The sequence below is a fragment of the Segeticoccus rhizosphaerae genome (genome assembly GCF_009192725.1).
Classification (GTDB): Bacteria; Actinomycetota; Actinomycetes; order Actinomycetales; family Dermatophilaceae; genus Segeticoccus; species Segeticoccus rhizosphaerae.
This window is the reverse complement of record NZ_VOHR01000028.1, coordinates 1-23,214: the sequence shown is the minus strand read 5'-3', so window position 1 is coordinate 23,214 and position 23,214 is coordinate 1. Positions and strand designations below refer to the sequence as shown.

23 protein-coding genes and 1 riboswitch are annotated in these 23,214 nt (G+C 69.1%); of the genes, 6 read left to right on the top strand and 17 right to left on the bottom strand.

Features of this window, described 5'->3' with window-relative positions:
- Together FRW57_RS04385 and FRW57_RS04380 are read right to left on the bottom strand one after the other, a co-directional pair.
- A partial coding sequence (locus FRW57_RS04385; protein ID WP_338055352.1) for an MFS transporter occupies positions 1–1,305 on the bottom strand: 1,305 nt, incomplete at its 3' end.
- An 85-nt stretch (positions 1,306–1,390) separates the two neighbouring features.
- Positions 1,391–1,969, bottom strand: coding sequence for a peroxidase-related enzyme (locus tag FRW57_RS04380; RefSeq protein ID WP_152185419.1), 579 nt, complete (start codon positions 1,967–1,969; stop codon positions 1,391–1,393).
- Positions 1,970–2,081: 112 nt separating this feature from the next.
- Between FRW57_RS04380 and FRW57_RS04375 the strand changes: the two genes are divergently transcribed.
- Together FRW57_RS04375 and FRW57_RS04370 are read left to right on the top strand one after the other, a co-directional pair.
- Positions 2,082–2,255, top strand: coding sequence for a CsbD family protein (locus FRW57_RS04375; RefSeq protein WP_152185418.1), 174 nt, complete (start codon positions 2,082–2,084; stop codon positions 2,253–2,255).
- A 150-nt stretch (positions 2,256–2,405) separates the two neighbouring features.
- A riboswitch (SAM riboswitch) is annotated at positions 2,406–2,536 on the top strand.
- A gap of 209 nt (positions 2,537–2,745) precedes the next feature.
- On the top strand, positions 2,746–3,228 hold the full coding sequence (locus FRW57_RS04370; protein ID WP_152185417.1) for an OsmC family protein: 483 nt from the start codon (positions 2,746–2,748) through the stop codon (positions 3,226–3,228).
- A 104-nt stretch (positions 3,229–3,332) separates the two neighbouring features.
- On the opposite strand, the gene FRW57_RS04365 is transcribed toward FRW57_RS04370, so the two are convergent.
- The 7 genes from FRW57_RS04365 to FRW57_RS04335 form a co-directional block, all read right to left on the bottom strand.
- Entirely contained in the window at positions 3,333–4,700 is a 1,368-nt protein-coding gene (locus FRW57_RS04365) for a dihydrolipoamide acetyltransferase family protein (protein WP_203230207.1), read from the bottom strand.
- A gap of 8 nt (positions 4,701–4,708) precedes the next feature.
- Positions 4,709–5,701 carry an alpha-ketoacid dehydrogenase subunit beta gene (locus tag FRW57_RS04360; protein ID WP_137120844.1) on the bottom strand — a complete coding sequence of 331 codons (993 nt, stop codon included), beginning with the start codon at positions 5,699–5,701 and terminating at the stop codon, positions 4,709–4,711.
- The gene (gene pdhA, locus FRW57_RS04355; RefSeq protein WP_137120845.1) at positions 5,698–6,804 is read right to left on the bottom strand and encodes a pyruvate dehydrogenase (acetyl-transferring) E1 component subunit alpha; all 1,107 of its coding nucleotides are present in this window, start codon (positions 6,802–6,804) and stop codon (positions 5,698–5,700) included. The genes FRW57_RS04360 and pdhA overlap by 4 nt, the downstream gene beginning before the upstream one ends.
- 52 nt (positions 6,805–6,856) lie before the next feature.
- Positions 6,857–7,360, bottom strand: coding sequence for a CBS domain-containing protein (locus tag FRW57_RS04350; protein WP_202911452.1), 504 nt, complete (start codon positions 7,358–7,360; stop codon positions 6,857–6,859).
- Between the two features lie 66 nt (positions 7,361–7,426).
- Positions 7,427–7,843, bottom strand: coding sequence for a VOC family protein (locus tag FRW57_RS04345; RefSeq protein ID WP_152185416.1), 417 nt, complete (start codon positions 7,841–7,843; stop codon positions 7,427–7,429).
- A gap of 477 nt (positions 7,844–8,320) precedes the next feature.
- Positions 8,321–10,699, bottom strand: coding sequence for an ATP-binding cassette domain-containing protein (locus tag FRW57_RS04340; protein ID WP_152185415.1), 2,379 nt, complete (start codon positions 10,697–10,699; stop codon positions 8,321–8,323).
- A 96-nt stretch (positions 10,700–10,795) separates the two neighbouring features.
- Positions 10,796–11,206, bottom strand: a complete 411-nt coding sequence (locus FRW57_RS04335) for a VOC family protein (RefSeq protein ID WP_137120849.1) — start codon at positions 11,204–11,206, stop codon at positions 10,796–10,798.
- A gap of 41 nt (positions 11,207–11,247) precedes the next feature.
- Between FRW57_RS04335 and FRW57_RS04330 the strand changes: the two genes are divergently transcribed.
- Positions 11,248–11,790, top strand: coding sequence for a DinB family protein (locus FRW57_RS04330; RefSeq protein ID WP_152185414.1), 543 nt, complete (start codon positions 11,248–11,250; stop codon positions 11,788–11,790).
- A gap of 57 nt (positions 11,791–11,847) precedes the next feature.
- Here the strand turns inward: FRW57_RS04330 and FRW57_RS04325 are convergent, their stop codons facing one another.
- The 6 genes from FRW57_RS04325 to FRW57_RS04300 all read right to left on the bottom strand — a co-directional run bounded on the left by FRW57_RS04325 (position 11,848) and on the right by FRW57_RS04300 (position 19,286).
- Positions 11,848–12,813, bottom strand: a complete 966-nt coding sequence (locus tag FRW57_RS04325) for a helix-turn-helix transcriptional regulator (protein ID WP_152185413.1) — start codon at positions 12,811–12,813, stop codon at positions 11,848–11,850.
- 88 nt (positions 12,814–12,901) lie between these two features.
- On the bottom strand, positions 12,902–13,729 hold the full coding sequence (locus FRW57_RS04320) for an SMP-30/gluconolactonase/LRE family protein (RefSeq protein WP_203230206.1): 828 nt from the start codon (positions 13,727–13,729) through the stop codon (positions 12,902–12,904).
- A 22-nt stretch (positions 13,730–13,751) separates the two neighbouring features.
- Positions 13,752–14,564 carry a serine hydrolase gene (locus FRW57_RS04315; protein WP_152185411.1) on the bottom strand — a complete coding sequence of 271 codons (813 nt, stop codon included), beginning with the start codon at positions 14,562–14,564 and terminating at the stop codon, positions 13,752–13,754.
- 104 nt (positions 14,565–14,668) lie between these two features.
- Complete coding sequence (putP, locus tag FRW57_RS04310; protein WP_152185410.1) at positions 14,669–16,183, bottom strand: sodium/proline symporter PutP; 1,515 nt, start codon at positions 16,181–16,183, stop codon at positions 14,669–14,671.
- An 87-nt stretch (positions 16,184–16,270) separates the two neighbouring features.
- Positions 16,271–17,326, bottom strand: a complete 1,056-nt coding sequence (locus tag FRW57_RS04305) for a tellurite resistance/C4-dicarboxylate transporter family protein (RefSeq protein WP_238999293.1) — start codon at positions 17,324–17,326, stop codon at positions 16,271–16,273.
- A gap of 91 nt (positions 17,327–17,417) precedes the next feature.
- Complete coding sequence (locus FRW57_RS04300; protein ID WP_203230205.1) at positions 17,418–19,286, bottom strand: chloride channel protein; 1,869 nt, start codon at positions 19,284–19,286, stop codon at positions 17,418–17,420.
- Between the two features lie 389 nt (positions 19,287–19,675).
- Between FRW57_RS04300 and FRW57_RS04295 the strand changes: the two genes are divergently transcribed.
- The 3 genes from FRW57_RS04295 to FRW57_RS04285 all read left to right on the top strand — a co-directional run bounded on the left by FRW57_RS04295 (position 19,676) and on the right by FRW57_RS04285 (position 22,394).
- Positions 19,676–20,377, top strand: a complete 702-nt coding sequence (locus FRW57_RS04295; RefSeq protein WP_152185409.1) for a histone deacetylase — start codon at positions 19,676–19,678, stop codon at positions 20,375–20,377.
- 87 nt (positions 20,378–20,464) lie between these two features.
- On the top strand, positions 20,465–21,856 hold the full coding sequence (locus FRW57_RS04290; RefSeq protein WP_152185408.1) for an MFS transporter: 1,392 nt from the start codon (positions 20,465–20,467) through the stop codon (positions 21,854–21,856).
- A gap of 178 nt (positions 21,857–22,034) precedes the next feature.
- Positions 22,035–22,394: an RNA polymerase-binding protein RbpA gene (locus FRW57_RS04285; protein WP_137120856.1), complete on the top strand. Its 360-nt coding sequence runs from the start codon at positions 22,035–22,037 to the stop codon at positions 22,392–22,394.
- Positions 22,395–22,467: 73 nt separating this feature from the next.
- On the opposite strand, the gene FRW57_RS04280 is transcribed toward FRW57_RS04285, so the two are convergent.
- Both FRW57_RS04280 and FRW57_RS04275 read right to left on the bottom strand, forming a co-directional pair.
- Positions 22,468–22,677 (bottom strand): hypothetical protein, encoded by a 210-nt coding sequence (locus tag FRW57_RS04280; RefSeq protein ID WP_152185407.1) that lies wholly within the window; start codon positions 22,675–22,677, stop codon positions 22,468–22,470.
- 25 nt (positions 22,678–22,702) lie between these two features.
- Positions 22,703–23,158 (bottom strand): FxsA family protein, encoded by a 456-nt coding sequence (locus FRW57_RS04275; protein WP_152185406.1) that lies wholly within the window; start codon positions 23,156–23,158, stop codon positions 22,703–22,705.
- Between the last annotated feature and the right edge of the window lie 56 nt (positions 23,159–23,214).

Genomic DNA, 23,214 nt, shown 5'->3' with positions numbered 1-23,214 from the left:
GCCCACGAAGGGCCAGCGGCCCCCCGTGCCGACCAGCAGCCCGAAGGCCAGCCCGGCCGCTGCGATCGCCAGCGCCGAGCCGATGGCGTCGGCGATGGCGAGTGCCGAGCTGTTGAAGCCACGGTCGCGCTCGCTCGAGAGCGCCAGCATGCTGGTCGACAGTCGTGGATAGGTCAGGCCCATGCCGAAGCCACCCAGGGTCCAGCCGACCACGGCCACGAGCGCCGGAAGTCCGACGATGGTCGTCACCCACGTGTTCGCGATCGCGATGGAGACGAGCACCGCGCCGATGCTCACCGCGCGTCGGTGGGTGAGCTGCACGGCATACCGGCCCTGGATCGCTGAGCCGACCGACCAGGCGAGCGCGCCTGCGGTCAGCGCCAGTCCGGCGACCGACGGCGTCCACCGGTAGTGCCTGGTCAGGAGGTAGGGCAGGTAGACCTCGGCGCTGCCGAAGGCACCGCCCACCAGACCTCGCAGCAGGATCACGGTCGGCAGACCGGCTGCCGCCCGCAGGGTGTGGCGGGGGAGCAGGGGCCGGAGCGCCAGCAGGGCCAGCGCGGCCGCAGCCACCGTGCAGATCCACCGCAGGGCGGTCGGCAGCGGCGAGACGAGGTCGACGGCGAGCACCGCGCCGGCGGCGATGGCCGACCAGGACAGGCGCTTGAGGCTCCACGGGACGTCTGTCGCCGGCGCCGGGCGGCCCACCATGCGCAAGGCAGGGAGCACCATGATCATCGCGGGTACCACGAGCACGATGACGCCGAGGAAGACCCACTGCCAGCCGATGTACTGCGCGACGAGCCCTGCCGCGAAGGGTCCGATGAGCGAGGGAATCACCCAGGCAGCAGCGAATCCCGCGAAGATGCTCGGATGCAGGCGGGCGGGATAGATCCGCGCGAGCATGACGTAGAGCGCCACCGTCAGGCCGCCCCCACCCAGTCCGTGGACGAGGCGTCCCACCACCAGCATCGGCATCGTGTGCGACAGGCCGGCCAGCATCAGCCCCGTGGCGAAGAGACCGACGGCCGTGAACAGCGGGGGAGTGGGGCCGGCGCGGTCCGACCAGTTTCCCGCGAGCACCATGCCGATGACGCCGACGGCGAGCGGCCCCGCGAACGCGAGTGCGTAGAGGGACGCGCCGTCGAGCTCCCGGCTGATGGTCGGCATGACGGTGGTGACCGCCAGGGCCTCGAAGGCAGCGAGGAACACCAGCGCACACATGCCGATGGTGATCCAACGGAAGCGTGCGCCGAGCACTCCGTCCACCGGGTGGTCCGGTGCGAGCGCGGGATCGGTCAGCACAGGGGGACTGTAGAGCCTCAACCGGACTTGAGGTCAATCAGTGTGCGCCCTCCCGCAACGGTGGCGGGCCCCGTCGCCGGCGACGCTACTTCTTCTCCCGGGGGACCCGCCCCATGAGGTAGAACTCCGGATTCGGCATCGTGCGGGTGACGCTGGCCACCCTGTTGCTCAGCCCGAAGAACGCGGTGATGGCGGCGATGTCCCAGGCGTCCTCGTCGTCCAGCCCGTGTTCGCGCAGGGCCGCGAAGTCGGCGTCCCCGACGTCGTGACTGTGGGTGTTGACCTTGTGCGCGAAATCGAGCACCGCGTGCTGTCTCGGCGTGATGTCGGCGGTGTGGTGGTTGACCGCGACCTGGTCGGCGACGAGAGGTTTCTTCTCGAAGATCCGCAGCAGCGCACCGTGCGCGACAACGCAGTAGGTGCACCGGTTGACGCCGGAGATGCTGACCACGATCATCTCGCGGTCGCCCTTGGTCAGGTGCGATTCCTCTCTCTCCATGAGCGCCTCGTGGTAGGCGAAGAATGCGCGGAACTCCGCGGGACGGCGGGCGAGCAGCAGGAAGACGTTGGGGACGAAGCCCGACTTCTCCTGCACCTGGAGGATGGCCTCCCGGATGTCGTCAGGGACGTCGGAGAGCTGGGCGGGAGGAAACCGTGTGGACATGGCTCGATGGTGCCACTTCCCGCTGCGAAGATCGGCGCCCCACAAGGGGTGTACGACCGCGTCGGCTGGGTATTGTGCGGGCAGGCGAGACACGCCGAGGAGGAGGCTCGACATGGGACTCAGCGACAAGATGAAGCACTCTGCGGAAGACGCGAAGGGCAAGGTCAAGGAAGGTACCGGTAAGGCCACCGACGACGAGCAGCTCGAGGCCGAGGGTCAGACGGACCAGACCTCTGCGGAGGTCAAGAAGGTCGGTGACGACGTCAAGGACGTCTTCAACAAGTGACGACGGCCCGCCCGGCGCCCCACCCACGGGACGTCGGGCGGAGTTGTGCCCGGTCAGCCGTGCTCCGCGGAGCACGGCTGTCTCATTCTGTGGCCATCGAGTGCGCGAGCTCCACGTGCGTCGGTAATCTCCTGTGCTACAACCGAATACCGCTCATCCCGAGGGGCAGAGGGAACGGCCCGCTGAAGCCCCGGCAACCCGACCGCATGCTGGTCGGCCTCCACCGGAGGCCAGCGGTCGACAGGTGCCACGTCCGTCCCGCACTGCGGGAGAGATGAGGAAGACCACATCATGTCCCACACGATCACCCTGCTGCTGACGCGTCGACGCCACGTCGACCTCTCTCGCGTCACCAGCAGCAGTTGTCGCCACTGACCGCCCGAGCGCCCTTGCGGCCCACGCGAGCCGACGCAGGTCGGTGACGCCCCCAATTCACAGCACGAATGGCACGCGGTATGCCGCTGCGTCGCCCTGCCCGGAGAGAGGCACCATGACCACCACGACCACCACCACGACCACCCACGAGCCCCAGCTCATCCACCCCGAGGTGCTCGCCAGCCATGTGTCGGGAACACCCACCGAGGTGTCCGTCCGGGCTGGCCGCCACTCCTTCACGATCGACGAACCGTCCACTCTCGGCGGCACGGACCTCGGCGCGAACCCCGTGGAGCACCTTCTGGCGGCGCTCGGCTCCTGCCAGGTGATCACCTTCCAGGTCTGGGCCGCCCAGCTGGGCATCACCGTGGACGACGTCGACGTGACGTTGACCGGTGAACTCGACCTGCGCGGCTTCTTGGGGCTGGATGACGAGGTGCGACCCGGGTTCTCGTCGGTCGACGTCTCGGTGCAGCTCACCGGGCCGGAGAGCCCCGAGCGCTACCAGGAACTCATCGACGCGGTCGAGAAGCACTGCCCGGTGCTCGACAGCCTCGCCGGCACGGTCCCCGTGCGCTCCACCTACGCGACCGCCTGAGGCCTTTGTAGCCCGCCGCACCGGCGCCTTCCCTGCTGCGACGCGTGGTCGTGGCCGGGAAGGTGCCCTGCGGTCCTGCTCCGGATCGTCCTCGTGGCAGGCCGTCAGGTGACGATCCGCAGCGGCTGCTCGAGCAGGCGGACCAGGTCGCGCAGAAAGCTCGCGCCGGTGGCGCCGTCGAGGACGCGGTGGTCGACGGTCAGGTTCAATCGCATGATGGTGGTGGTGCTGAGCTCGCCGTCCTTCAGCACCGGTGTCGGGACCCCGGCGCCGACGGCGAGGATGGCTGCCTCGGGCGGGTTGATCACGGCGGTGAACTCGGTGATGCCGAACATCCCAAGGTTGCTCACCGTGAAGGTGCCACCGGTGAACTCGTCGAGCTTGAGCTTGCCGGCACGGGCGCGGTCCCCGAGGTCGTGCGCCTCTTCGGCGATCTCCCGGAGCGTCTTGCGGTCCGCATCCGTGACGACCGGGACGATGAGACCGTCCTCGATGGCGACCGCGATGCCCACGTTGACGTGACCCCGCCGGATGATGTGGTCGCCGGCCCACGCAGCGTTGACCTCCGGGTGGGATCGCAGGGCCACTGCACACGCACGCACCAGCAGGTCGGTCACGCTGACCCGGACCCCGTCGTCGGTGAGCTGCTCGTTGAGCTGTTTGCGGAAGGCGAGCAGGGCGGTCAGGTCGACCGGCATGGTCAGGTGGAAGTGTGGCGCGGCGGCGCTCTCGGTCAGCCGCTGTGCGGTGACGCGACGCATCTGGCTGAGGGGCACCGTCTCGTCGTCGGGGCCAGCGGTGGGGGCAGGCCCGGAGGGTGTAGAGGGTGCGGAGGGTGCAGGCGTCGACGTCGCAGGTGCCGGTGCGGTGGCGTCCTCACCAGCCCCCTGACCGGTGAGGACCGTGTCCAGGTCGGCCCTGACGATCCGGCCGCCGGGGCCGGACCCCCGAACGGTGGTGAGGTCGATGCCGCGTTCACGAGCCAGGGAGCGCACCAGCGGCGTCGCACGGATCTGGTCGGCTGGCGTGCGCGTGGCCGCCGGGGCGCCCTGTCGGCCGGTCGGCTCCGCCGATGGCGGGGCCTGTGACTCGGTCGAGGCGGACGCCGCCTCCTGTCCGGCCTGGGTCTCGGCGTCCTCCGACCTGGCCGCCTCGGAATTCGCTCCGCTGGCGTCGGATTCGCTCTCGCCGCCGGTGGCCTGCTGATCGTCCCCGGATCCGGAGGAACTGACCGCGCCCGGCTCACCGATGACCGCCAGGGGCTCGCCGATCGGCACGGTGGAGCCGGCCTGGGCGATGATCCGTGTCAGCGTGCCGGTGTCGTAGGCCTCCAGGTCCATGGTGGCCTTGTCGGTCTCGATCTCGGCGAGGACGTCGCCGCGGTGGACCTCGTCGCCCTCGGACATGAGCCACTGCGAGACGACGCCCTCGGTCATCGTGTCGGACAGGCGAGGCATGAGCACGTCAGGCATGTGATCTCCTAGCGGGTGAACCTGGTCGCGTCGAGGACCTCGCCCACGACCTTCGTCAGGTCCTGGGCGGTCGGCAGGGCAGCATTCTCCAGGGGCTTGGCGTAGGGGAGGGGGACCTCCGCAGCAGCCACGCGCCGCACCGGCGCGTCGAGCCGGTCGAAGGCTCCCTCCTGGATGGTCGCGGCGATCTCCGCGCCCACCCCGTAGGTCAGCCAGTCGTCCTCGAGGACCACGGCTCGGGTGGTCTTGCGGACCGATGCGCAGACCGTTTCCCGGTCCAGGGGCCGGAGGCTGCGCAGGTCGACGACCTCGACGGAGACGCCTTCGGACTCGAACTGACGGGCCACCTCGAGCGCGATGAGGGTGGCCCGCGAGTAGCTGATGACCGTGATGTCGGAGCCCTCCCGGGCGATGGCGGCGCGGCCGATCTCCCCGACCTGCTCACCGTCCGGCACCTCGCCCTTGGTGTTGTAGAGGGACAGGTTCTCCAGGAAGAGGACGGGGTCGTCGTCGCGGATGGACGCGGTGAGCAGGGCCTTGGCGTCGGCCGGGTTGGAGGGCGCGACGACCTTCAGACCGGGGACGTGGGCATACCAGACCTCGAGGTTCTGCGAGTGCGTAGCCGCCAGCTGCTGCCCGCCGCCACCGGGAGTCCGGATGACCATGGGCACCGAGGTCTGGCCGCCGAACATACCGAAGATCTTGGCGCCGTGATTGACGATCTGGTCGATCGCCAGCAGGGTGAAGTTGAGCGTCATGATCTCCACGACCGGGCGCAGGCCGAGCATCGCCATACCGACCGCGGCGCCGGTGAAGCCCTCTTCGGCGATCGGCGTGTCGATGACCCGCTGGTCGCCGAATTCGGTGAGCATGCCCGCGGTGATCTTGTAGGAGCCCTCGAAGATCCCGATCTCCTCGCCGAGGAGGACGACCGCGTCGTCGCGCAGCATCTCGGCTCGCAGGGTGTCGTGCAACGCCTGCCGGTAGGTCATCTCGGTCATGAGGCACCTCCGGTCGAGTCGTCGGCAACGGGGAAGACGGGCTCAGCAGGGAGGCGCCTCGACGCGTTGGCAACGTCCGTCGCGTAGGCGTAGTTGAACAGGTCCTTCACCTGGGGGTCCGGGCTCTTGTCGGCGAAGTCCACCGCCTCGGCGACCTGCTGCTCGGCTTCCTCCTCGAGCGCCTTCGCGTCGTCGTCGTCCAGGACGCCGGCCTCGATGAGCCGGCTGCGAAAGGCGGGAAGCGGGTCGAGGTCGCGGACCCGTTGCGACTCCTCCCGCGAGCGGTAGGTGGCCGGGTCCACCACGGAGTGGCCCTTGAGCCGGTAGCTCATGGTCTCCAGGAGGGACGGCTGACGCTCGGTGCGTGCCCGCGTCAGCGCCGCGCGGGCTGCCTCGCGGACGGCCACCGGGTCGTCGCCGTCGACGCGTTCGCCGGGCATCCGGTAGGAACAGCCCCGCTTGAACAGCTCCGGCTCGGCCGAGGCACGCTCCACCGTGGTGCCCATGCCGAGCCTGTTGTTCACGATGACGTAGACGATCGGGAGGTGCCAGATGGCCGCCAGGTTGAGCGACTCGTGGAAGGCGCCGATGTTGGTGGTGCCGTCACCGAGCAGACACATCACGGCCTCGGCGTCGGGGCCGGGGTCCCCGCGATAGGTCAGAGCCTTGGCGGCGCCGGTGGCCGGCGGGATCTGTCCACCCACGATGCCATAGCCGCCGAGCATCCGCGCCTTGGCATCGAACAGGTGCATCGAGCCGCCGAGGCCCTTGGAGACTCCGGTCGACTTCCCGAACAACTCGGCCATGACGGCGCCGGGGGCAAGCCCTCGAGCGAGCGCATATCCGTGATCCCGGTAGGTCGTGAACAGGTAGTCGCGCTTCTCCAGCGCCGACATGAGGCCGACGACCGTCGCCTCCTCGCCGAGGTTCAGGTGGCAGTAGCCACCGATCTTCGCGCGTCGGTACATCTCGTTGGCCCGCAGCTCGAACGCCCGGATCAAGGTCATCTGTCGGTAGTAATCGCGGAGGGTCGCGGGCGGTTCGGCGCGAAGATCCGGGGGCGCGAAACCGGAGTCGGCCTTGCCCTTTGTCCTGCTCGCCATCACCTCTCCTGTCTGCCGGTCGTATGCCGTGCGACCACCTGAGTGCTGACCATCAGAATCCGGGGGACTGCTCCACGAGGTCGAACCGGTTGCTCGTGGCGTGGCAGCGTGGGCACGTCTCCGGGGCGCGGTCGCCACGGACCGACTCACCGCAGACCTGGCACACCCACTCCGTCGCCAACAGCGCGATGACGTCACCGCGGCTGACGATGCCGACCAGTGTGCCGCCCTCCACGACGGGGACGCGCCGGATCCGCCGATCCACAAGCAGGTGGCGCACGTCCGAGATGAGCGTGCCCGTGCTGACACTGATCACGCTCTTGGTCATGACATCCGCCGCGGTGGTGCCCGAACGGGCAAGCAGGTCGTACTCACTGACCAAACCCGCCAGTGCGCCGTTCGACCCGAGGACCGGCGCGCCGCTGATCCGGTTGGCTCGCAGCGTGTCTGCGACCGCACCGACCGTCGACTCGAGGGACACCGTGATCACCGGAGACGTCATGATCTCTCCCGCAGTGGTCGCAGGGTGCCCGGAGACGCTGGATTCAGGTGACACGGTGAGAGTCTATCGGTAGGGGAGTGCGGAGCCGGGGCACACACCCCACGTCTCGTCCGGGTCGATTCAGGCGACGAGGAGGCAGAACGGGTGGCCGGCCGGATCGGCCAGCACGTAGAGCGGTTCGTCGAGGTCGTCCGTGCGATCGAGCAGGACTCGCGCGCCGAGCAGCTCGGCGCGCGCCCGGTGCCGCTCGAGCTCGTCGACATCAGAGACGCTGTAGTCGATGTGCAGCTGCATCGGGACCGCATGAGACGGCCAGGTCGACGGGGTCAGCTGCTCGACCTTCTGGATCGCGAGCACGCGGCGGCCCTGGTCGTCCACCAGCACCAGCCAGTCCGCGTCCGTGTCCTGGCTGCCGTCAGTCGGCGGCTCGTCACCGGGCCGGTAGCGCAGGCCCAGGAGATCGCGATAGAACTCGGCCAGTCCACGGGCGTCGGTGGCGTCCAGCACCGTGTGCAGGAATCGGGGATAGGTGGCCATGGCAACTCCTCGCGCGGGTCACAGGCGGCTGGAATCGGTTCTGCCCGACGCTGTCGCAACTGACGCTGGCACTACTCGACGACACGCCGAACGACACACCGGTATGACGCCCGCTCACCGAAGTAACGCCAGCGCGAGTTGCGCTCCAACCGGCCCGATCCAGATCAGGGGAGTGACCTCTATGGCGCACGGGCGATGGTGCAGGTGGATCGGGATCGCCATTAATTGACATAATGTAGATTATCGGCGTTTCCTACTCGCACCTGGGTCGACCAGCACCTTCTGGAACCCGACGAGCCGCTTCGGCGGCGCCTGGTCCTCCCAGAGCCGGGTCCGGTCGTCACTGCCGCTGTGCTGTGGCACGTGGATCACTTCTTTCATGGATTCGGGTGCGGGGCATGCCGCCGACCCCATAGTGCCGTGATCGCAGCGCTCTGGCACCCGAGGGCGCCGAAGGCGCCGGCACGGACGTCGCCGTCACGCCCCCACGTAGGCCGCGAGGTGCTGCCCGGTGAGGGTGGAGCGGTCGGCCACGAGTTTGCCGGGGGTTCCCTCGAAGACGAGGCGTCCGCCGTCGTGCCCGGCGCCGGGGCCGAGGTCGATGATCCAGTCGGCATGAGCCATCACGGCCTGATGGTGCTCGATGACGATGACCGACTTGCCGGAGTCGACGATGCGGTCCAGCAGGCCGAGCAGCTGCTCGACGTCGGCGAGGTGGAGGCCGGTCGTCGGCTCGTCGAGGATGTAGACGCCGCCCTTCTCCCCCAGGTGGGTTGCCAGCTTGAGCCGCTGCCGCTCCCCGCCCGACAGGGTGGTGAGCGGCTGGCCGAGGGTCAGGTACCCCAGCCCCACGTCCTCCAGCCGCTGCAGGATCTTCGCGGCGGCAGCCACACCCACGCCCTCGTCGCCGAAGAAGGCATGCGCGTCGGCGACGGACATCGCGAGCACCTGGCTGATGTCCTTGCCGCCGAGCTCGTACTCGAGCACTTCGGCCTGGAACCGCTTGCCGCCGCACTCCTCGCAGGGGGACTCGACGGTCGCCATGATGCCCAGTTCGGTGTAGACCACGCCTGCACCGTTGCACGTTGGGCAGGCGCCCTCCGAGTTCGCAGAGAAGAGAGCCGGTTTCACGCCGTTCGCCTTCGCGAAGGCCTTGCGGATGGGGTCGAGGACGCCTGTGTAGGTCGCCGGGTTGCTCCGGCGGGAACCCTTGATCGCTCCCTGGTCGACCGAGACGACGCCGTCCCGGCTTGCCACCGAGCCGGTGATCAACGAGCTCTTGCCCGAACCCGCCACCCCGGTGACGACCACCAGCACGCCGAGCGGGAGGTCGACGTCCACGCCCTGCAGGTTGTGGGTGCGGGCGTCGCGCACCTCCAGCGCACCCGACGGCTCGCGGACCGAGGCCTTGAGGGAGGCGCGGTCGTCCAGGTGCTTGCCGGTCAGGGTGCCGCTGCTCCGCAGCTCGTCCACCGTCCCCTCGAACACGACCTCTCCCCCGGCGCTGCCGGCACCCGGACCGAGGTCGACGACGTGGTCGGCGATCTCGATCGTTTCCGGCTTGTGCTCCACCACGAGCACCGTGTTGCCCTTGTCACGCAGTCGCAGCAGCAGCTCGTTCATCCGCTGTATGTCGTGCGGGTGCAGCCCGATGGTGGGCTCGTCGAAGACGTACGTAACGTCGGTGAGAGAGGACCCGAGGTGGCGAATCATCTTGGTGCGCTGGGCCTCTCCCCCGGACAGGGTGCCTGCGGGTCGCTCGAGGGAGAGATATCCCAGCCCGATCTCGGTGAACGAGTCGAGCAGGTGCTGCAGCCCGGTCAGCAGCGGGGCGATCGACCGCTCGTCCAGCTCGCGGAGCCAGTCGGCCAGATCGCTGATCTGCATCGAGCACAGGTCGGCGATGCTCTTGCCGCGGATCTTCGACGACCGCGCCTCCGGCGTGAGCCGGGTGCCTTCGCAGTCCGGGCAGGTCTGGAATGCCACCGCCCTCTCCACGAAGCGACGCACGTGCGGCTGCATCGCCTCCGGGTCCTTGGACAGCATGGACTTCTGGATCCGGGGGACGATCCCTTCGAAGGTCAGGTTGACCCCTTCGACCTTGATCTTTGTCGGCTCGGCGTAGAGCATCGTCTCGAGCTGCTTCTTGGTGAACGTGGCGATCGGCTTGTCCATCGGCAGTCCGATGCCTTCGAAGAGTCGGCCGTACCAGCCGTCCATCGAGTATCCGGGCACGGTGAGCGCACCGTCCCGCAGCGACTTCGAGTCGTCATAGAGCGCCGTCAGGTCGATGTCGCTGACGTGGCCCATGCCTTCGCAGCGCGGGCACATGCCACCCAGGTACACGGCCTGCTTCACCACGTTCTTCTCGACTCGGCCAGCCTTCTCCGTCGACATCACCCCGCTGGCCCTGCGGGTGGGCACGTTGAAGGAGTAGGCCGTCGGCGGCCCGACGTGCGGGTCTCCCAGCCGGCTGAACAGGATGCGCAGCATCGCGTTGGCGTCCGTGGCGGTGCCGACGGTCGAGCGCGGGTTGGCACCCATCCGCTCCTGGTCGACGATGATCGCGGTGGTGAGCCCCTCGAGGTGATCGACGTCCGGTCGGGCCAGTGTGGGCATGAACCCCTGGACGAAGGCGCTGTAGGTCTCGTTGATCATCCGCTGCGACTCCGCGGCGATCGTGTCGAAGACGAGCGAGCTCTTGCCGGAGCCGGAGACGCCCGTGAACACCGATAGCCGTCGCTTCGGCAGCTCGACGCTGATGTCCTTGAGGTTGTTCTCCCGGGCGCCCTGCACACGGAGCAGGTCGTGGCTGTCCGCAGCGGGCAGTGCGTTCTTCTTCGCGGGCCTGTTCATCGTGTCTTCTCCTCGTGCGGGACAGCTGGCGAAAGGTGTCCCCGGCCGCCGATCTCACCAGTGTGCAGGTCGCGTTGAGTCACCGTGCCACGCGGCTCAGTGCACTTCCTGGATGCGCACGAGGTTGCCGGCGGGGTCGCGGAAGGCGCAGTCCCGGACGCCATACGGCTGCTGGGTGGGCTCCTGCACCACCTCCGCGTGGCTGGCCTGGATCTGCTCGAAAGTCGCGTCGAGGTCCTTCGTCGCCAACATGATCCAGCCGTAGGTGCCCTTGGCCATCATCTCGAGGATGGTGCGGCGCTCGTCGTCGGTGACGCCGGGATCGGTGACCGGCGGAGCCAGGAGGATGGAGGTGCCTGGCTGGCCCTCGGGCCCCACCGTGATCCAGCGCATCGTTCCCTTGCCGACGTCGATCCGTACCTCGAAACCGAGCGTGTCGCGGTAGAACGCCACTGACGCCTCCGGGTCATCGTGGGGAAGGACAGTGGTGTGAATGGTGAGGTCCATGTCGGCCAGATTAGCGGCGGCTCGAGGACGGCTGCTTCTCGATTCCTGATCAGTGCAGCGCCGGCGCGAAGCTGCGGCCGCAGGATCCGGACGGCTTCCGCGAGGCGTGGGCGATCCTGGAGCGTCTCTGGGAGGACACGATCGCGCGAGCCCGGTCGTTTCCCCCCGAAGCGCTGCACGCCACCGTCGACGACGAGTGGTCCTTCATCCAGACCCTGCGGCACCTGAACTTCGCCAGTGCGGCGTGGGTCGGTCGGATGATCCTCGGCGACCCCTCACCGTGGCATCGCCTCGACCTTCCGTGGGACGAGGCGCCCGGGTGGGACGGGATCCCGCGGGACCGCGAGGCGCGACCGTCGCTCGACGACGTCCTCGCGGTGCGCCGGCAGCGCCAGGACATGGTGCGCGACGTCATCGAGGCCCTCACCGCTGACCAGCTCGCCGCCACCGTGAGCCGCACCGAGCCGGGTTGGCCACAGCAGCAGGACTTTCCGGTCAGGCAGTGCCTGCTCATCGCCTTGAACGAGGAGTGGGAGAACCGCCTGTATGCCGAGCGCGACCTGAGCCGGTTGGAGCAGCGATGACCCGCACCATCACGGCGCCCGACCCGGCCGCGGAGGCCCCTGGCCGAGCTCGGCGGATCAGGTGTCCGGAAGGGAGACCGCACCCAGGAGCCGCTCCCCCAGTTCTCGCACCGCCGCCCGGATCTCGGGACCGCCCTCGACCCGGAAGGGTGCCGGGATGCGGGTGAGCTGCTCGGCATACCAGGGTGGATTGCTCGTGCTTCCGAGGAGGCGGGTCACCTCGGCGTCGACCGGCTCGAGCCGCCCCAGCGGCCCGGGGACCAGCTCGGCCAGCCGCTCGATGGGCGCATCGATGAGCACCTCGGCAGCGAACTCCCAGCCGGTGCCGAGGTGATGCTCCAGCTCGCTGACCGGGTCGAGCCCGTCCGGCGGGTCGAACCCGCGGTCGAGCACCTCGACGTGCTGCACGCGGTCGATCCGGAAGGCGCGAACCGCCCCAGCCGGCAGCGAGAGGCACAGGAGGTACCAGCGACCGTAGCGGACCACGACCGCCCACGGCTCGGCCTCGAAGCTCCACTGCGACCCCGCCTCGGACCGGTAGTCGAGCCGCACGAGGCGGCGCTCTGAACATGCGGTCACGAGCGTGGCGGCCTTCAGCGGATCCGGCCGGACGGCAGTGCGGTTCGGCGCCGGCGCAGTGGCCCGTCGGACGGCGTCCGCCTGGGTGGCCACCGACTTGGGCATGGCCCGCAGGATCTTGCCCAGGGCGTCGCCCACGGGATCACCGGGATCGGTGGCCTCGTGACGTCCCTCGAGGACGGCCATCACCAGGCCCAGCGCCTCTGCGTGGTTGAACAGCAGCGGTGGCAGCCGCAGACCACGGCCGGGACGGTATCCCCCGGCCGGCCCGCTGACCGAGTCGATCGGGATCTCTGCCTCGCGCAGGATGGCGATGTAGCGCCGCGCCGCACGCGAGGTGACTCCGAGCCGTTCGGCGATCCGGTCGGCCGTGATGCCGGGTCGGTTCTGCACCAGCTCGAGGGTCAGCAGCGCCCGAGCGGTGGGGCTCACCTCGGATTGCATGGCCTCTCCTCGCAACTCGGAAGCAGAATGTCCGCGATGAAGTCTACTGGCCTGACACCATTCCGAGTGGTCTTTGAGGGGGACCGGGTCAGGGCCAGCCTGCGCCGGCCGCCGGCGCCGGATAGGCCCAGACCTGCCCGGTGGGCTCGGCGTCATCAGTCCCGCCGTAGGCCTGGCCGACGATGAAGAGCACAGGACGCTCGTCACGGCTGAGTGCACACGCGAACGCGCCCCGGTCCACCTCGATCGTCTGGAGCACCTCGCCGCCCTCACGGACCCGCACGCAGTGCCGGTTGCCGACGTCGGCGTACCAGACCGCGCCCTCGGCATCGACACAGATGCCGTCGGGGTGGTCGCCGGGCGTCTCGGCCCAGGTCCTTCGGTGGCCGAGTGTGCCGTCCGGGCCGAGGTCGAAGGCGGTGAGTCGGCAGCCGTGGGACTCGGCGACGATCAAGGTGCTCTCGTCGGCGGTGATCGCCATCCCGTTGGGGAAGGCCAGGTCGTCGGCGACGACACGGGCCACTCCCTCCGCCGAGATCAGGGCGACGAGGCCGGGTGCGGGTTCGCCACCGGGGAAGTCGAAGCCGATGCTGTTGACGTAGGCGTTGCCGTTGCGGTCGACGACGATGTCGTTCCATGGCTTGTCGGAGATCGCCGAGAGGTCGGCGTGCGTGGTCATCGAGCCGACGGCATTGCGGCGCAACAGCTGACGACCTGCCGAGTCCAGCACGAGCAGCTGACCGTCCGGCAGGAAGTCGATGCACATCGGGAAGGACTCGACGCGAACCACCACCTCATGGCGACCCTCCCGGTCGAGGACTATCACCTGGTGCGCGCCCCAGTCGGAGAACCAGAGCCTGCCTGCGTGCCAGCGGGGCGACTCACCGAAGACGATGCCCTTCATCAACACGGTCACGCCATGAAGACCGCCACTGCAGTCAGGACTCATCGCCGATGAGGTCCCAGGCTAGACGCGACACCGCGGCCAGCAGCTCGGTCGCCTCCGCCTCCGCATAGCCCCGCGTGCAGACCGCGACCACGTAGGTGTCATCGCCATCGAGATCACCCGAGGGTGCGACGAAGGCGACGTCGTGCTGGATGCCCTGGACCCACCCCGACTTCGAGCCGAAGCGGGTGCCCTCGGGCAGACCGGCACCCAGGTAGGCGATCTGCTGGGCCTCCAGCATCGACACCATGACCCCGGTCGACTTCGGCGAGGCGGCGCGGCCGCTGACGATGGCGCGCATGACCGCGGCCAGGTCGCGGGCGGTCACCAGGTGGGTCAGCCCGGCGTCCCGGCCCTCCAGGTCGTAGATGAGCCGTTGCATCACGGACCGGTCGGTGCCGCACAGGGCGAAGGCCTCGGCGACGGCGTCCAGCCCGACCCGACCGACCGCCATGTTGGTGGCCTCGTTGGAGGACACCGCCACCATCCGCCAGAGGACGTCGCGCAACGAGATGGGCGAACCCTCCACGGGCATGCCGGGGTCGAGCGACTCCTCTTCCATCGTGAACTCGTTGCCCCCCGGGGCGGCCGAGACGAACCGCCGGGTCGAGGTCAGCTCCTGGTCGAGCGCCAGCGTCCCGTCGTCCACCGCGCGCATGGCCGCGACCAGCACAGCGAGCTTCACCGTCGAGGCGGCATAGAACTGCCGGTCAGGCTCGCGTTCGGCGAGCACCCTCCCTCCACGATCGGTGACCTGGAAGGAGACCACCGGGACCCCGTCGCTCTCGGCACCCTGCTGACCCACTGCTGCTCCCTGACATCGACCGGCACCGTCGTTCGCGCGGCGCTCTCGTCACGCTAGCGCCACTCCGCCACGCGCCGGAGCAGGCGGGCCGGTCTCCGCGCGGCTCAGGCGCGAGCGTCGGCCTTGGCGCTCACCTGCTCCTCCATCAGGGCGAACTCGTCGTCGATGCGGGAGTTTTCGCGAGCAGTGAGCCGGGAGACGATGACGGCGACGATGATGTTCAGCAGGAACGCCGGGACGATCTCGTACATGTGGTCGTGCAGCGCGGCGGTCTTGCCCCACACGAAGACGGTGACCGTGGCGACGGCCAGACCGGCGATCGCGCCGGGCGCGGTGAGCCCGCGCCAGTAGAGCGACAGCAGCACCAGCGGGCCGAAGGCGGCACCGAACCCGGCCCACGCGAACGACACGAGCTGCAGCACGCTGGAGTCGCGGTTCAAGGCGATGAGGAAGGCGATCACCGCGATGACGAGGACCCCTGACCGCCCCAGGATGACCTGCTTGCGAGCGGTGGTCTCGCGGCCCACGATGTTGTAGAGGTCCTCCACCAGGGCCGACGACGAGACGATCAGCTGGGACGAGATCGTCGACATGATGGCGGCGAGAACCGCTGCCAGCACCAGCCCGGCAATGAACGGGTGGAAGAAGATCTGGCTGAGCAGCAGGAACACGGTCTCGGGATCCTCGAGCGCGCTTGCCGGCTTGTCCGAGAAGTAGGCGAGCCCGATCAGGGCGGTGCAGATCGCCCCGAGCGCCGTCAGGACCATCCAGCCGATCCCGATCCGTCGCCCGGCCCTGGCGTCCTGGGGCGTGCGCAGGGCCATGAACCGGACGATGATGTGGGGCTGCCCGAAGTAGCCGAGTCCCCATGCGGCCGTGGAGAAGATGCCGAGCGCCCACACGAGGTTGTTGCCCTCGCCGAAGCCGGTGAAGAGGTTGAGCGCGTCGGGGTTCACGTCGCGCATCCGGTCCACCGTGGTCCCGATGCCACCGGTCCGAAAGACCGCCACTATGGGTACCGCGACCAAGGCGGCAAACATCAGCAGCCCCTGCGCGACGTCGGTCAGCGTCGCACCCAGGAAGCCGCCGAAGAGCGTGTAGGTCAAGGTGACGACGGCAACGGTGGCCATCCCGGCCATGTAGTGCCACCCGAACGAGCTCTCGAAGAACTTGCCGGCCGCGACCATCCCGGAGGAGACGTAGAAGGTGAAGAACACCAGCACCACCACCGAGGCTGAGATTCTCAGGATGTGCGAGTTGTCCTTGAGCCGTTTCTCGAAGAAGCTCGGGATGGTGATCGCGTTCTGTGCCACCTCGGTGTAGGAGCGCAGACGCGGGGCGACGAACTTCCAGTTGAGCCAGGCGCCGATGGTCAGGCCGATGGCGATCCAGGACTCGACCAGGCCGGAGGCGTAGATCGCACCGGGCAGTCCCATGAGCAGCCAACCCGACATGTCCGACGCACCGGCGGAGAGGGCGGCGACGCCGGGTCGAAGACCCCGTCCGGCGAGCATGTAGTCGTCGAGGTCGCTCGTCTGCCGGAAGGCGAAGTAGCCGATCGCAAGCATCCCCGCGAGGTAGACACAGATGGCCAATAGCTGGAAGGCGTGGTCAGACATCGTGGGAGTATGGCAGACCCGCGTCTTCGCTGGGTCATGCCCCGCACCAGATCTCGCCGGTGCGATGCACGAGCTCTCTGCGTCGGCTCACGACTGCACCGTCACCGGATCCGCCGGGCGCAACACCGTGCGGTAGAGGTGCGCCAACATCCCGAGGAACGTCACGCTCCACACCGCGAGGGCAACCCACAGCTCGACCTGCCCGATCCGCTCCACCCACGGGAGCCCCTCGGCCCTGCCGAGCTCCATCGACGCCACGGCATACATCCCGAGGGGAAAGACCATGCTCCAGAGGTTCACGTCGTAGGCGAGCGAGTCGCGCTGCCACAGGTGCCGCCAGCAGAAGGCCACCACCAGCATCGGCACCAGCCAGGTCGCCAGGGCCCAGAACATCACTGTGGCGCCGTCGACGACGGCGTGGACGCTCCCGATGATCGCCGTTCCGGGAGCGTCGAGGAGCTCCGCACCTGCCAGCACAGTGATGGAGGCCGCGCCCATGGCCACCCAGTAGGACGGCGCGAAGTCCGCGTCGTAGAGCATCTCCCGCAGCGCGATCAGCAGGCTCTCCGCGCCGTAGAGGAATACGCCCACCGACCACGCGACCACGGACAACACGGACAACAGGTGCTGCCCCCGGTGCAGTTCGCGTTCGAGGATCGCGGCGAGGGCTGCCACCGACTGGCTGGCGACGACCCACAGAAACCAGGACCCGTTGGCGTTGCGCACCGTCGACCGGTGACCTCGGTCGAGCATGGTCGCCCACGGCACGCCATAGCCCAGCAGCAGCCAGCCGACGATGGCGATGACGAAAAGCGCGAGGGCCCAATGGATCTGGCCCCCCGCCACGAGTCGGCTGCCGAGCACGCCCGCACCGGCCACCAACGTGAAGTAACCGAACGCCCGCTCCGGGTCGAAGAAGTCGAGCACCACGTACCGACGGAAGCGGGCCAGCCGCCACCCGTTCAGCACGACGAGCAGGACGAAACTGATGGCGGCAACCACGAGCAGCAGCGTCGACAGGATCGCGGCGCCCGTCTGGTGCAGCCCGTCCGAGATGATGCCGCTGGCCATGACCAGGGCGAAATATCCCGGCGACAGCCTGCCGACGGCAGCTCGAGACCGGTGCATCCCTCCGGCGAACACGACCCGACGTTACCGTGGCCGCGCGCGGGGACGGGGAGGTTGCCAGACGTATGCCGTGCCGGTCACCCGGGTGTCGGCACGCGTGTCGCGCCTACTCGTCCTCGCCCGGGATTCGTTCGGAGCGAACCCGCGTGCGCCAGGGCGCCGTCGGGAAGAACTCCCGGACGTGCAGAACCCGTTCCAGCGCCCGCTCCTCGCGCAGGTCGCGCAGCCTCCCGGCAAGCAGGTCGACCAGGGTGATGAGTCCGACCAACCGGCGCGGGTCGTCGCGATCCACGACCGGCATCCGGGACACGCCGAGGTCGGCCATGCGATAGGCGACGGTGCGCAGGGTCTCGTCGGGGAAGCAGACCGCCGGGTCGGTGATGGCGAGCTCGTCGACCGGGGCGTCCTTCCCGTCACCGGACAGGGCGACGTTGAGCATGTCCCGGCGCGTGACGACGCCGACCAGCCGGTCCTGGGCGTCGACCACCGGGTAGAGCCGCTGCCGGTGCTGCTCGTTGCGCACCTGCCGTTGCTCCGCCACGAAGGTGCTGGCCGCCTCACCGGCGGGGGTGCCCGACTCGAAGGAGACGAGGTCCAGCTTCAGTGCCTCGTGGACGAACAGCACCTCGAGCGGATCGACGTCGTACTCGCGGGTGAGGTGGTAGCCGCGACGCGCGATCTTCTCGGTGAGCACCGACCGCTTGAGGACCAGCGCCGAGAGCCCGTGGGCCAGTGTCGCCGCCAGCAGCAGGGGCAGCAGCGCACCCCACTCGTGGGTCAGTTCGAGCGAGAAGATCACTCCGGTGAAGGGCGAACGCATGACCCCGCCGACCACTGCGGCCAGCGCCACGAGGGCCCAGAAGCCCGGGCTGACCCCGGGCAGCACGTGACCGACGAGGGCGCCGAGCGACCCGCCGATCATGAAGACGGGAGCGAGGACGCCGCCGGAAGTGCCCGAGCCCAACGACAACGACCAGATGAGCGTCTTGACGATGAGGATGCCGAGGATCAGGCTCATGCTCGCCGAACCGTCCAGCAACGACTGGATGACGTCGTAGCCGACCCCGAGGGCGCGCGGCTCGATCAGCCCACCGATGCCGATGATCGCGCCACCGATCGCCGGCCACCACATCCAGTGGATCGGCAGCCGCTTGAAGCCGTCCTCGGCGAGGTAGACGAGCTGGGTGGCGATCACCGCCAGTCCCCCGCCGAGCAGCCCGATGACGATGGCGCCGCCGTAGACGGCGATGTCGATGTCCCCCAGTGCGTGCGGCACGGGGAACACCGGCGCCGTGCCGATGACGTAGCCGCGGACGATCGTCGCGGCGCAGACGGAGACGGCCACCGGGACGAAGCTGCGCGGCCGCCACTCGAACAACAACAGCTCGACCGCGAGCAGGACGGAGGCCAGCGGGGCGTTGAACGTCGCAGCCATACCCCCCGCGGCGCCGGCGACCAGCAGGGTCTTGCGCTCGTCGGCGGTCAGCTTGAGGAACTGCGCTCCGATCGAGCCGAAAGCCCCACCGGTCATGATGATCGGGCCCTCGGCGCCGAACGGCCCCCCGGTGCCGATGGTGATCGCTGCCGAGATCGGCTTGAGGATCGCCACGCGCGGCTTGACCTTGCTGCCGCCGATGAGGATGGCCTCGATCGCCTCGGGCATGCCGTGCCCCCGGATCTTCTCGGAGCCGTAGCGTGCCATCAGGCCGACGACCAGACCGCCGCAGATCGGGGCAGCGAGGACCAGCAGCGGGTTGTGGTCGGTGGCGCCGGGGGCGACGAGGGCGGTGTCCCAGCGCTGGTAGAAGACCAGGTTGGTGACCAGCCCGATGAGGTTGAGCAGCAGCCAGGCGACCAGTGCGCTGACACATCCGACGACCACCGCGATCCCGGTGATACGCACCATCCGCCACCCGACGCGGAAGTCTCCGAGGTGCTCGATCGCCGGACGGGGCACGGCACTGCTCTGGGACAAGGTTCTCCGACTGTTCTGACGCGATGGGTCGAGGGGCGCCGGCGGCACGGGCCCGAGAGTCGCTGGGCCGGCCCGACGGCGAGCGGGAGGCTATCAGTCAGCAGGGGTGTGGCGCAGGTCGCTGCTGGTCGGGCACCGGTCCGACCTCGCTTCCTCTCGGGGCCGGACACGCCTGTGGGCGCCCGGGTCAGACCGGGCGCCCACAGCAGAGTCGTGGTCTCGTCAAGGCCCTTCGGGCTTCCGACGCGATCGGTGGGGAGACATCGCCATACCTCCTATCGATCGACTCAATCGATCTCATGAAGGTAACCCTCCTGTGACGTGGTTACAAGGGTTCGCGCGGCGGGTCCCACGGTCTGGACCGGGCGCGGTGCGGCAGACTGGTCGTGATGTCCACCAGCACTCCCCCGCGCCCGGCGCACGTCTGGTACGCGTCGTACGGCTCCAACATGTACCGCGGCCGGTTCCTCAACTACCTGCAGGGTGGGCGTCCCGCTGGCGCCGCTCGCAGCTACCCCGGCTGCAGCGACTGCGCTCCCCCGGGCGCCGACACCCCCATCCGGTGGGCTGGCAGGCTGCACTTCGCCACCCGCTCCCCCACCTGGGGAGGTGGCGTCGCGTTCGCCGACGAGGCCGAGCGACCCGGGCAGGAGATCCTCGGTCGGGCCTACCTGATCACCACCGAGCAGTTCGACCAGGTGGTCCACTTCGAGAACTCCGGCACGATCGCCGCAGAGGCGCCCCGGGTCCCGCTGAACGAGGTGATCCGACGCGGCCGCACCAGGTGCGGCACCGGCATCTACGCCGTGCTCTGCCACCTCGGTGACCGGGAGGACGTTCCCGTGGTCACCTTCACCTCCGAGTTCACCTCCGCGGCCGCCCTGCGGGGCGATGAGTATGCCGTCCGCGGCGGCCAGCGCTTCCTGGTCCAGACGCACCCGCCCAGCCCGGCCTACGCACGGATGATCGGAGGCGGTCTGGCCGAGACGTTCGGCATGGAGTCGGAGGCCCAGGCCGACTACATCCACGGCTGCCCCGGCGGCGACGAGTGGGACCGGCAGGAACTGGTCGCCGCCCTCCAGCGCTGCTGAGCCGGTGGCAACAGACCCTCCCCGCCGGGCGCAGCCGGCCGTCCCGGCTTCGCCGACGCGGGTGTGCCCGTGTGGCAGGCTGCCGCCATGACGTACGCGGCCTTGGGGGGAACAGCGTCGGCACCCACCGACCACCAGCGCCGCCACCAGCGGGCGTGGTACTGGTACGACTGGGCCAACTCGGCCTACGTCACGACCACGGCGACCGTGCTGTTCTCGCCCTACCTGACGTCGGTGGCCAAGAAGGCGGCCTGCCCCGACCAGCCGAGCGACGTCGCCTGCCACACCAACCTGCACGTGTTGGGCATACCCATCGCGCCGGGCTCGCTCGCTCCCTACACCCTCACCATCTCGACCATCGTCTCCGCGCTCATCCTGATCTACGTCGGTGCCATCGCCGACCGTTCACGGCACCCGACTCGCCTGCTCGGCGGCTTCGCGTGGGTGGGCTCGGCCGCGGCGTGCCTCATGTTCTTCGTCGCAGGCAGCAACTGGCAGCTCGGGGTGCTCCTGCTGATCGTGGGAAACCTCTGCCTGGGGTCGTCCCTGGTGGTGTATGACGCGCTCCTGTGCCGGATCGCGGTACCCGACGACCGCGACAAGGTGTCGAGCCGCGGCTGGGCGCTCGGCTACCTCGGCGGTGGCCTCCTGCTCGCGCTCAACCTGGTGCTGCTGACCGCCTACGAGTCGTTCGGCCTGAGCTACGGCACCGCGATCCGGACCAGCCTGCTCTCGGCCGGTGCGTGGTGGGCGGTGTTCACCCTCGTGCCCGTGCTGGGCCTGCGCGATGTGACCGGCACCACCGCGACACCGGTGGCCCGCGAGGCTGGCGTCATCGGTGGCAGCATCCGCCAGCTCGTCACCACCTTCCGTGACCTGCGCCACTATCCGCACACGTTGATGTTCCTGCTCGCCTACCTCTTCTTCAACGACGGCATCCAGACGGTCATCGGCTCCTCCAGCCTCTACGGCAAGGAGGAGCTGAAGTTCACCGACAGCCAGCTGATCATCACCATCCTGCTGGTCCAGTTCGTGGCGTTCGGCGGGGCGCTGCTGTTCGGCCGCCTCGCCGGCCACTTCGGCGCCTGGCGGGTCGTGTTGTACAGCCTCGGGTTGTGGACCCTGGTGGTGGCCCTCGCCTTCTTCGTGCCCACTGGGTCCTACCCGCTCTGGCTGGCGCTGGCGGTGCTCATCGGCATCGTGCTCGGCGGCAGCCAGGCTCTGTCGCGGTCGCTCTACAGCCAGATGGTCCCTCGGGGGCGCGAGACCGAGTACTTCAGCCTCTACCAGGCGATGGAGCGGGGCACGAGCTGGTTCGGCACCCTGTTGTTCGGGCTGGTCTACCAGTTCGCCCACTCCTACCGGCTCTCGATCATCGCCCTCGTCGTGTTCTTCGTCCTCGGTGCCGCGCTGCTGTCCAGGGTCGACATGCGCCGGGGCATCCTCGATGCCGGCAACCAGCTCCCCGCCGTGCTCTGACCTGCACCGCTCGGGGCGTCTCCGGGGGGTGGGTTGGCGCTCGTGGTGTGATCCGGCATACAATCGCATCTTTGTGGCCAAAACGGGCACGGGATCGGAACATCCCGCGGGGAAGACTCGTTGTCACCTATGAACCCCACGCAGCACCTGCGCGTGGCAAGCACGTTGGGAGACCGTCATGGCCGAACGATCACTGCGAGGCACCAACCTGAGTTCACTCTCGATGGAGAGCGACGAGAACGTCGTGCTCAGCGATCGCCAGATCGTGCGCTACGCCTGCCCTCAGGGCCACATCAGCGAGCTGCCCTTCTCCGTCGAAGCCGACGTCCCCGCGCTGTGGGAGTGCCGCTGCGGCGAGGAGGCCAAGCTCATCGACGGGCCGGAGCCCGAGCGTAAGCCGACCAAGCACGTCCGCACCCACTGGGACATGCTGCTCGAACGCCGCTCCATCCCCGAGCTCGAAGAGCTCCTCGAGGAGCGCCTCACCGTCCTGCGCGCCTCACGCGGCGAGAAGCCGCGGCGCAAGCGCACCGCCTGAGCTGAGCGCTCGGGCGAAGCCCCCGCACCGGATCCCCTTCCTGGTGCGGGGGTCTTGTGTTCTCGGCGTCAGGTCACCTGCCGGGCGAAGGCGTGGATCCGGGTGGCGAGCGGACCTGCCGCGAGGGCCCACCGCACGTGGTCGAGCCTGGCGCCGGGCCGGCCGGGACCCCCATGGCGGGCCAGAAGACGAGGGCCGGGGCATCGGCGACGGGCGCGGCATGCACCCGTATGCCGAGACGTTGGCCGTCGTGGTCGACGAAGACCTGCCGTGTGGTCGCCATGGCCGGACGCTAGCAAAGCCGGGGGTCAGAGGATCTCGCCCTCGATGACGTCGTCGTCAGGCGGCGGTTTGCGCCTCGGTCCGGTGCCGGAGGGGCCGCCCATCCCGGGCGGAACACCGGGCGTGCGCAGCAGTCGTCGGCCCACGGCCAGCTCCAGCCAGCGGCGGGTGACCGGCCGGGTGAAGGGCAGCAGGAAGAACAGCCCGACTGCGGCAGTGACGAAGCCGGGGGTCAGCAGCAGCACCCCGCCGACCAGCACCAGGGCGGCGTCGGCGATCTCCTTGGCCGGCATCCTCCCGCTGGCCAGGGCCTTGCGGAGCGCGCCCCAGGTCCGGCTGCCTTCGCGCTTGATCAGCACCGCGCCGAGCAGCGAACACGCGACCAGCAGGACGAAGGTGAGCCAGCCGCCGATGGCCTGACCGACGGCGATGATGACCACGATCTCGATGAGCGGCACCAGCAGCAGGACCAGCAGGGTCATCCGCAGCCACCGCGGCCGGGAGGCGCGCGCCGGTCAGGCCATCGGCAGCTGGCTCA

Bases quoted from the DNA above. Each gene is read 5' to 3' on its own strand.
- FRW57_RS04325 (WP_152185413.1), bottom strand. From the start codon at position 12,813: ATGCAATCCGAGGTGAGCCCCACCGCTCGGGCGCTGCTGACCCTCGAG.
- FRW57_RS04375 (WP_152185418.1), top strand. From the start codon at position 2,082: ATGGGACTCAGCGACAAGATGAAGCACTCTGCGGAAGACGCGAAGGGC.
- FRW57_RS04335 (WP_137120849.1), bottom strand. From the start codon at position 11,206: ATGGACCTCACCATTCACACCACTGTCCTTCCCCACGATGACCCGGAG.
- putP (WP_152185410.1), bottom strand. From the start codon at position 16,183: ATGTCTGACCACGCCTTCCAGCTATTGGCCATCTGTGTCTACCTCGCG.
- FRW57_RS04340 (WP_152185415.1), bottom strand. From the start codon at position 10,699: ATGAACAGGCCCGCGAAGAAGAACGCACTGCCCGCTGCGGACAGCCAC.
- FRW57_RS04285 (WP_137120856.1), top strand. From the start codon at position 22,035: ATGGCCGAACGATCACTGCGAGGCACCAACCTGAGTTCACTCTCGATG.
- FRW57_RS04275 (WP_152185406.1), bottom strand. From the start codon at position 23,158: ATGACCCTGCTGGTCCTGCTGCTGGTGCCGCTCATCGAGATCGTGGTC.
- FRW57_RS04295 (WP_152185409.1), top strand. From the start codon at position 19,676: ATGTCCACCAGCACTCCCCCGCGCCCGGCGCACGTCTGGTACGCGTCG.
- FRW57_RS04365 (WP_203230207.1), bottom strand. From the start codon at position 4,700: ATGCCTGACGTGCTCATGCCTCGCCTGTCCGACACGATGACCGAGGGC.
- FRW57_RS04380 (WP_152185419.1), bottom strand. From the start codon at position 1,969: ATGTCCACACGGTTTCCTCCCGCCCAGCTCTCCGACGTCCCTGACGAC.
- FRW57_RS04280 (WP_152185407.1), bottom strand. From the start codon at position 22,677: ATGGCGACCACACGGCAGGTCTTCGTCGACCACGACGGCCAACGTCTC.
- FRW57_RS04370 (WP_152185417.1), top strand. From the start codon at position 2,746: ATGACCACCACGACCACCACCACGACCACCCACGAGCCCCAGCTCATC.
- FRW57_RS04290 (WP_152185408.1), top strand. From the start codon at position 20,465: ATGACGTACGCGGCCTTGGGGGGAACAGCGTCGGCACCCACCGACCAC.
- FRW57_RS04360 (WP_137120844.1), bottom strand. From the start codon at position 5,701: ATGACCGAGATGACCTACCGGCAGGCGTTGCACGACACCCTGCGAGCC.
- pdhA (WP_137120845.1), bottom strand. From the start codon at position 6,804: ATGGCGAGCAGGACAAAGGGCAAGGCCGACTCCGGTTTCGCGCCCCCG.
- FRW57_RS04345 (WP_152185416.1), bottom strand. From the start codon at position 7,843: ATGGCCACCTATCCCCGATTCCTGCACACGGTGCTGGACGCCACCGAC.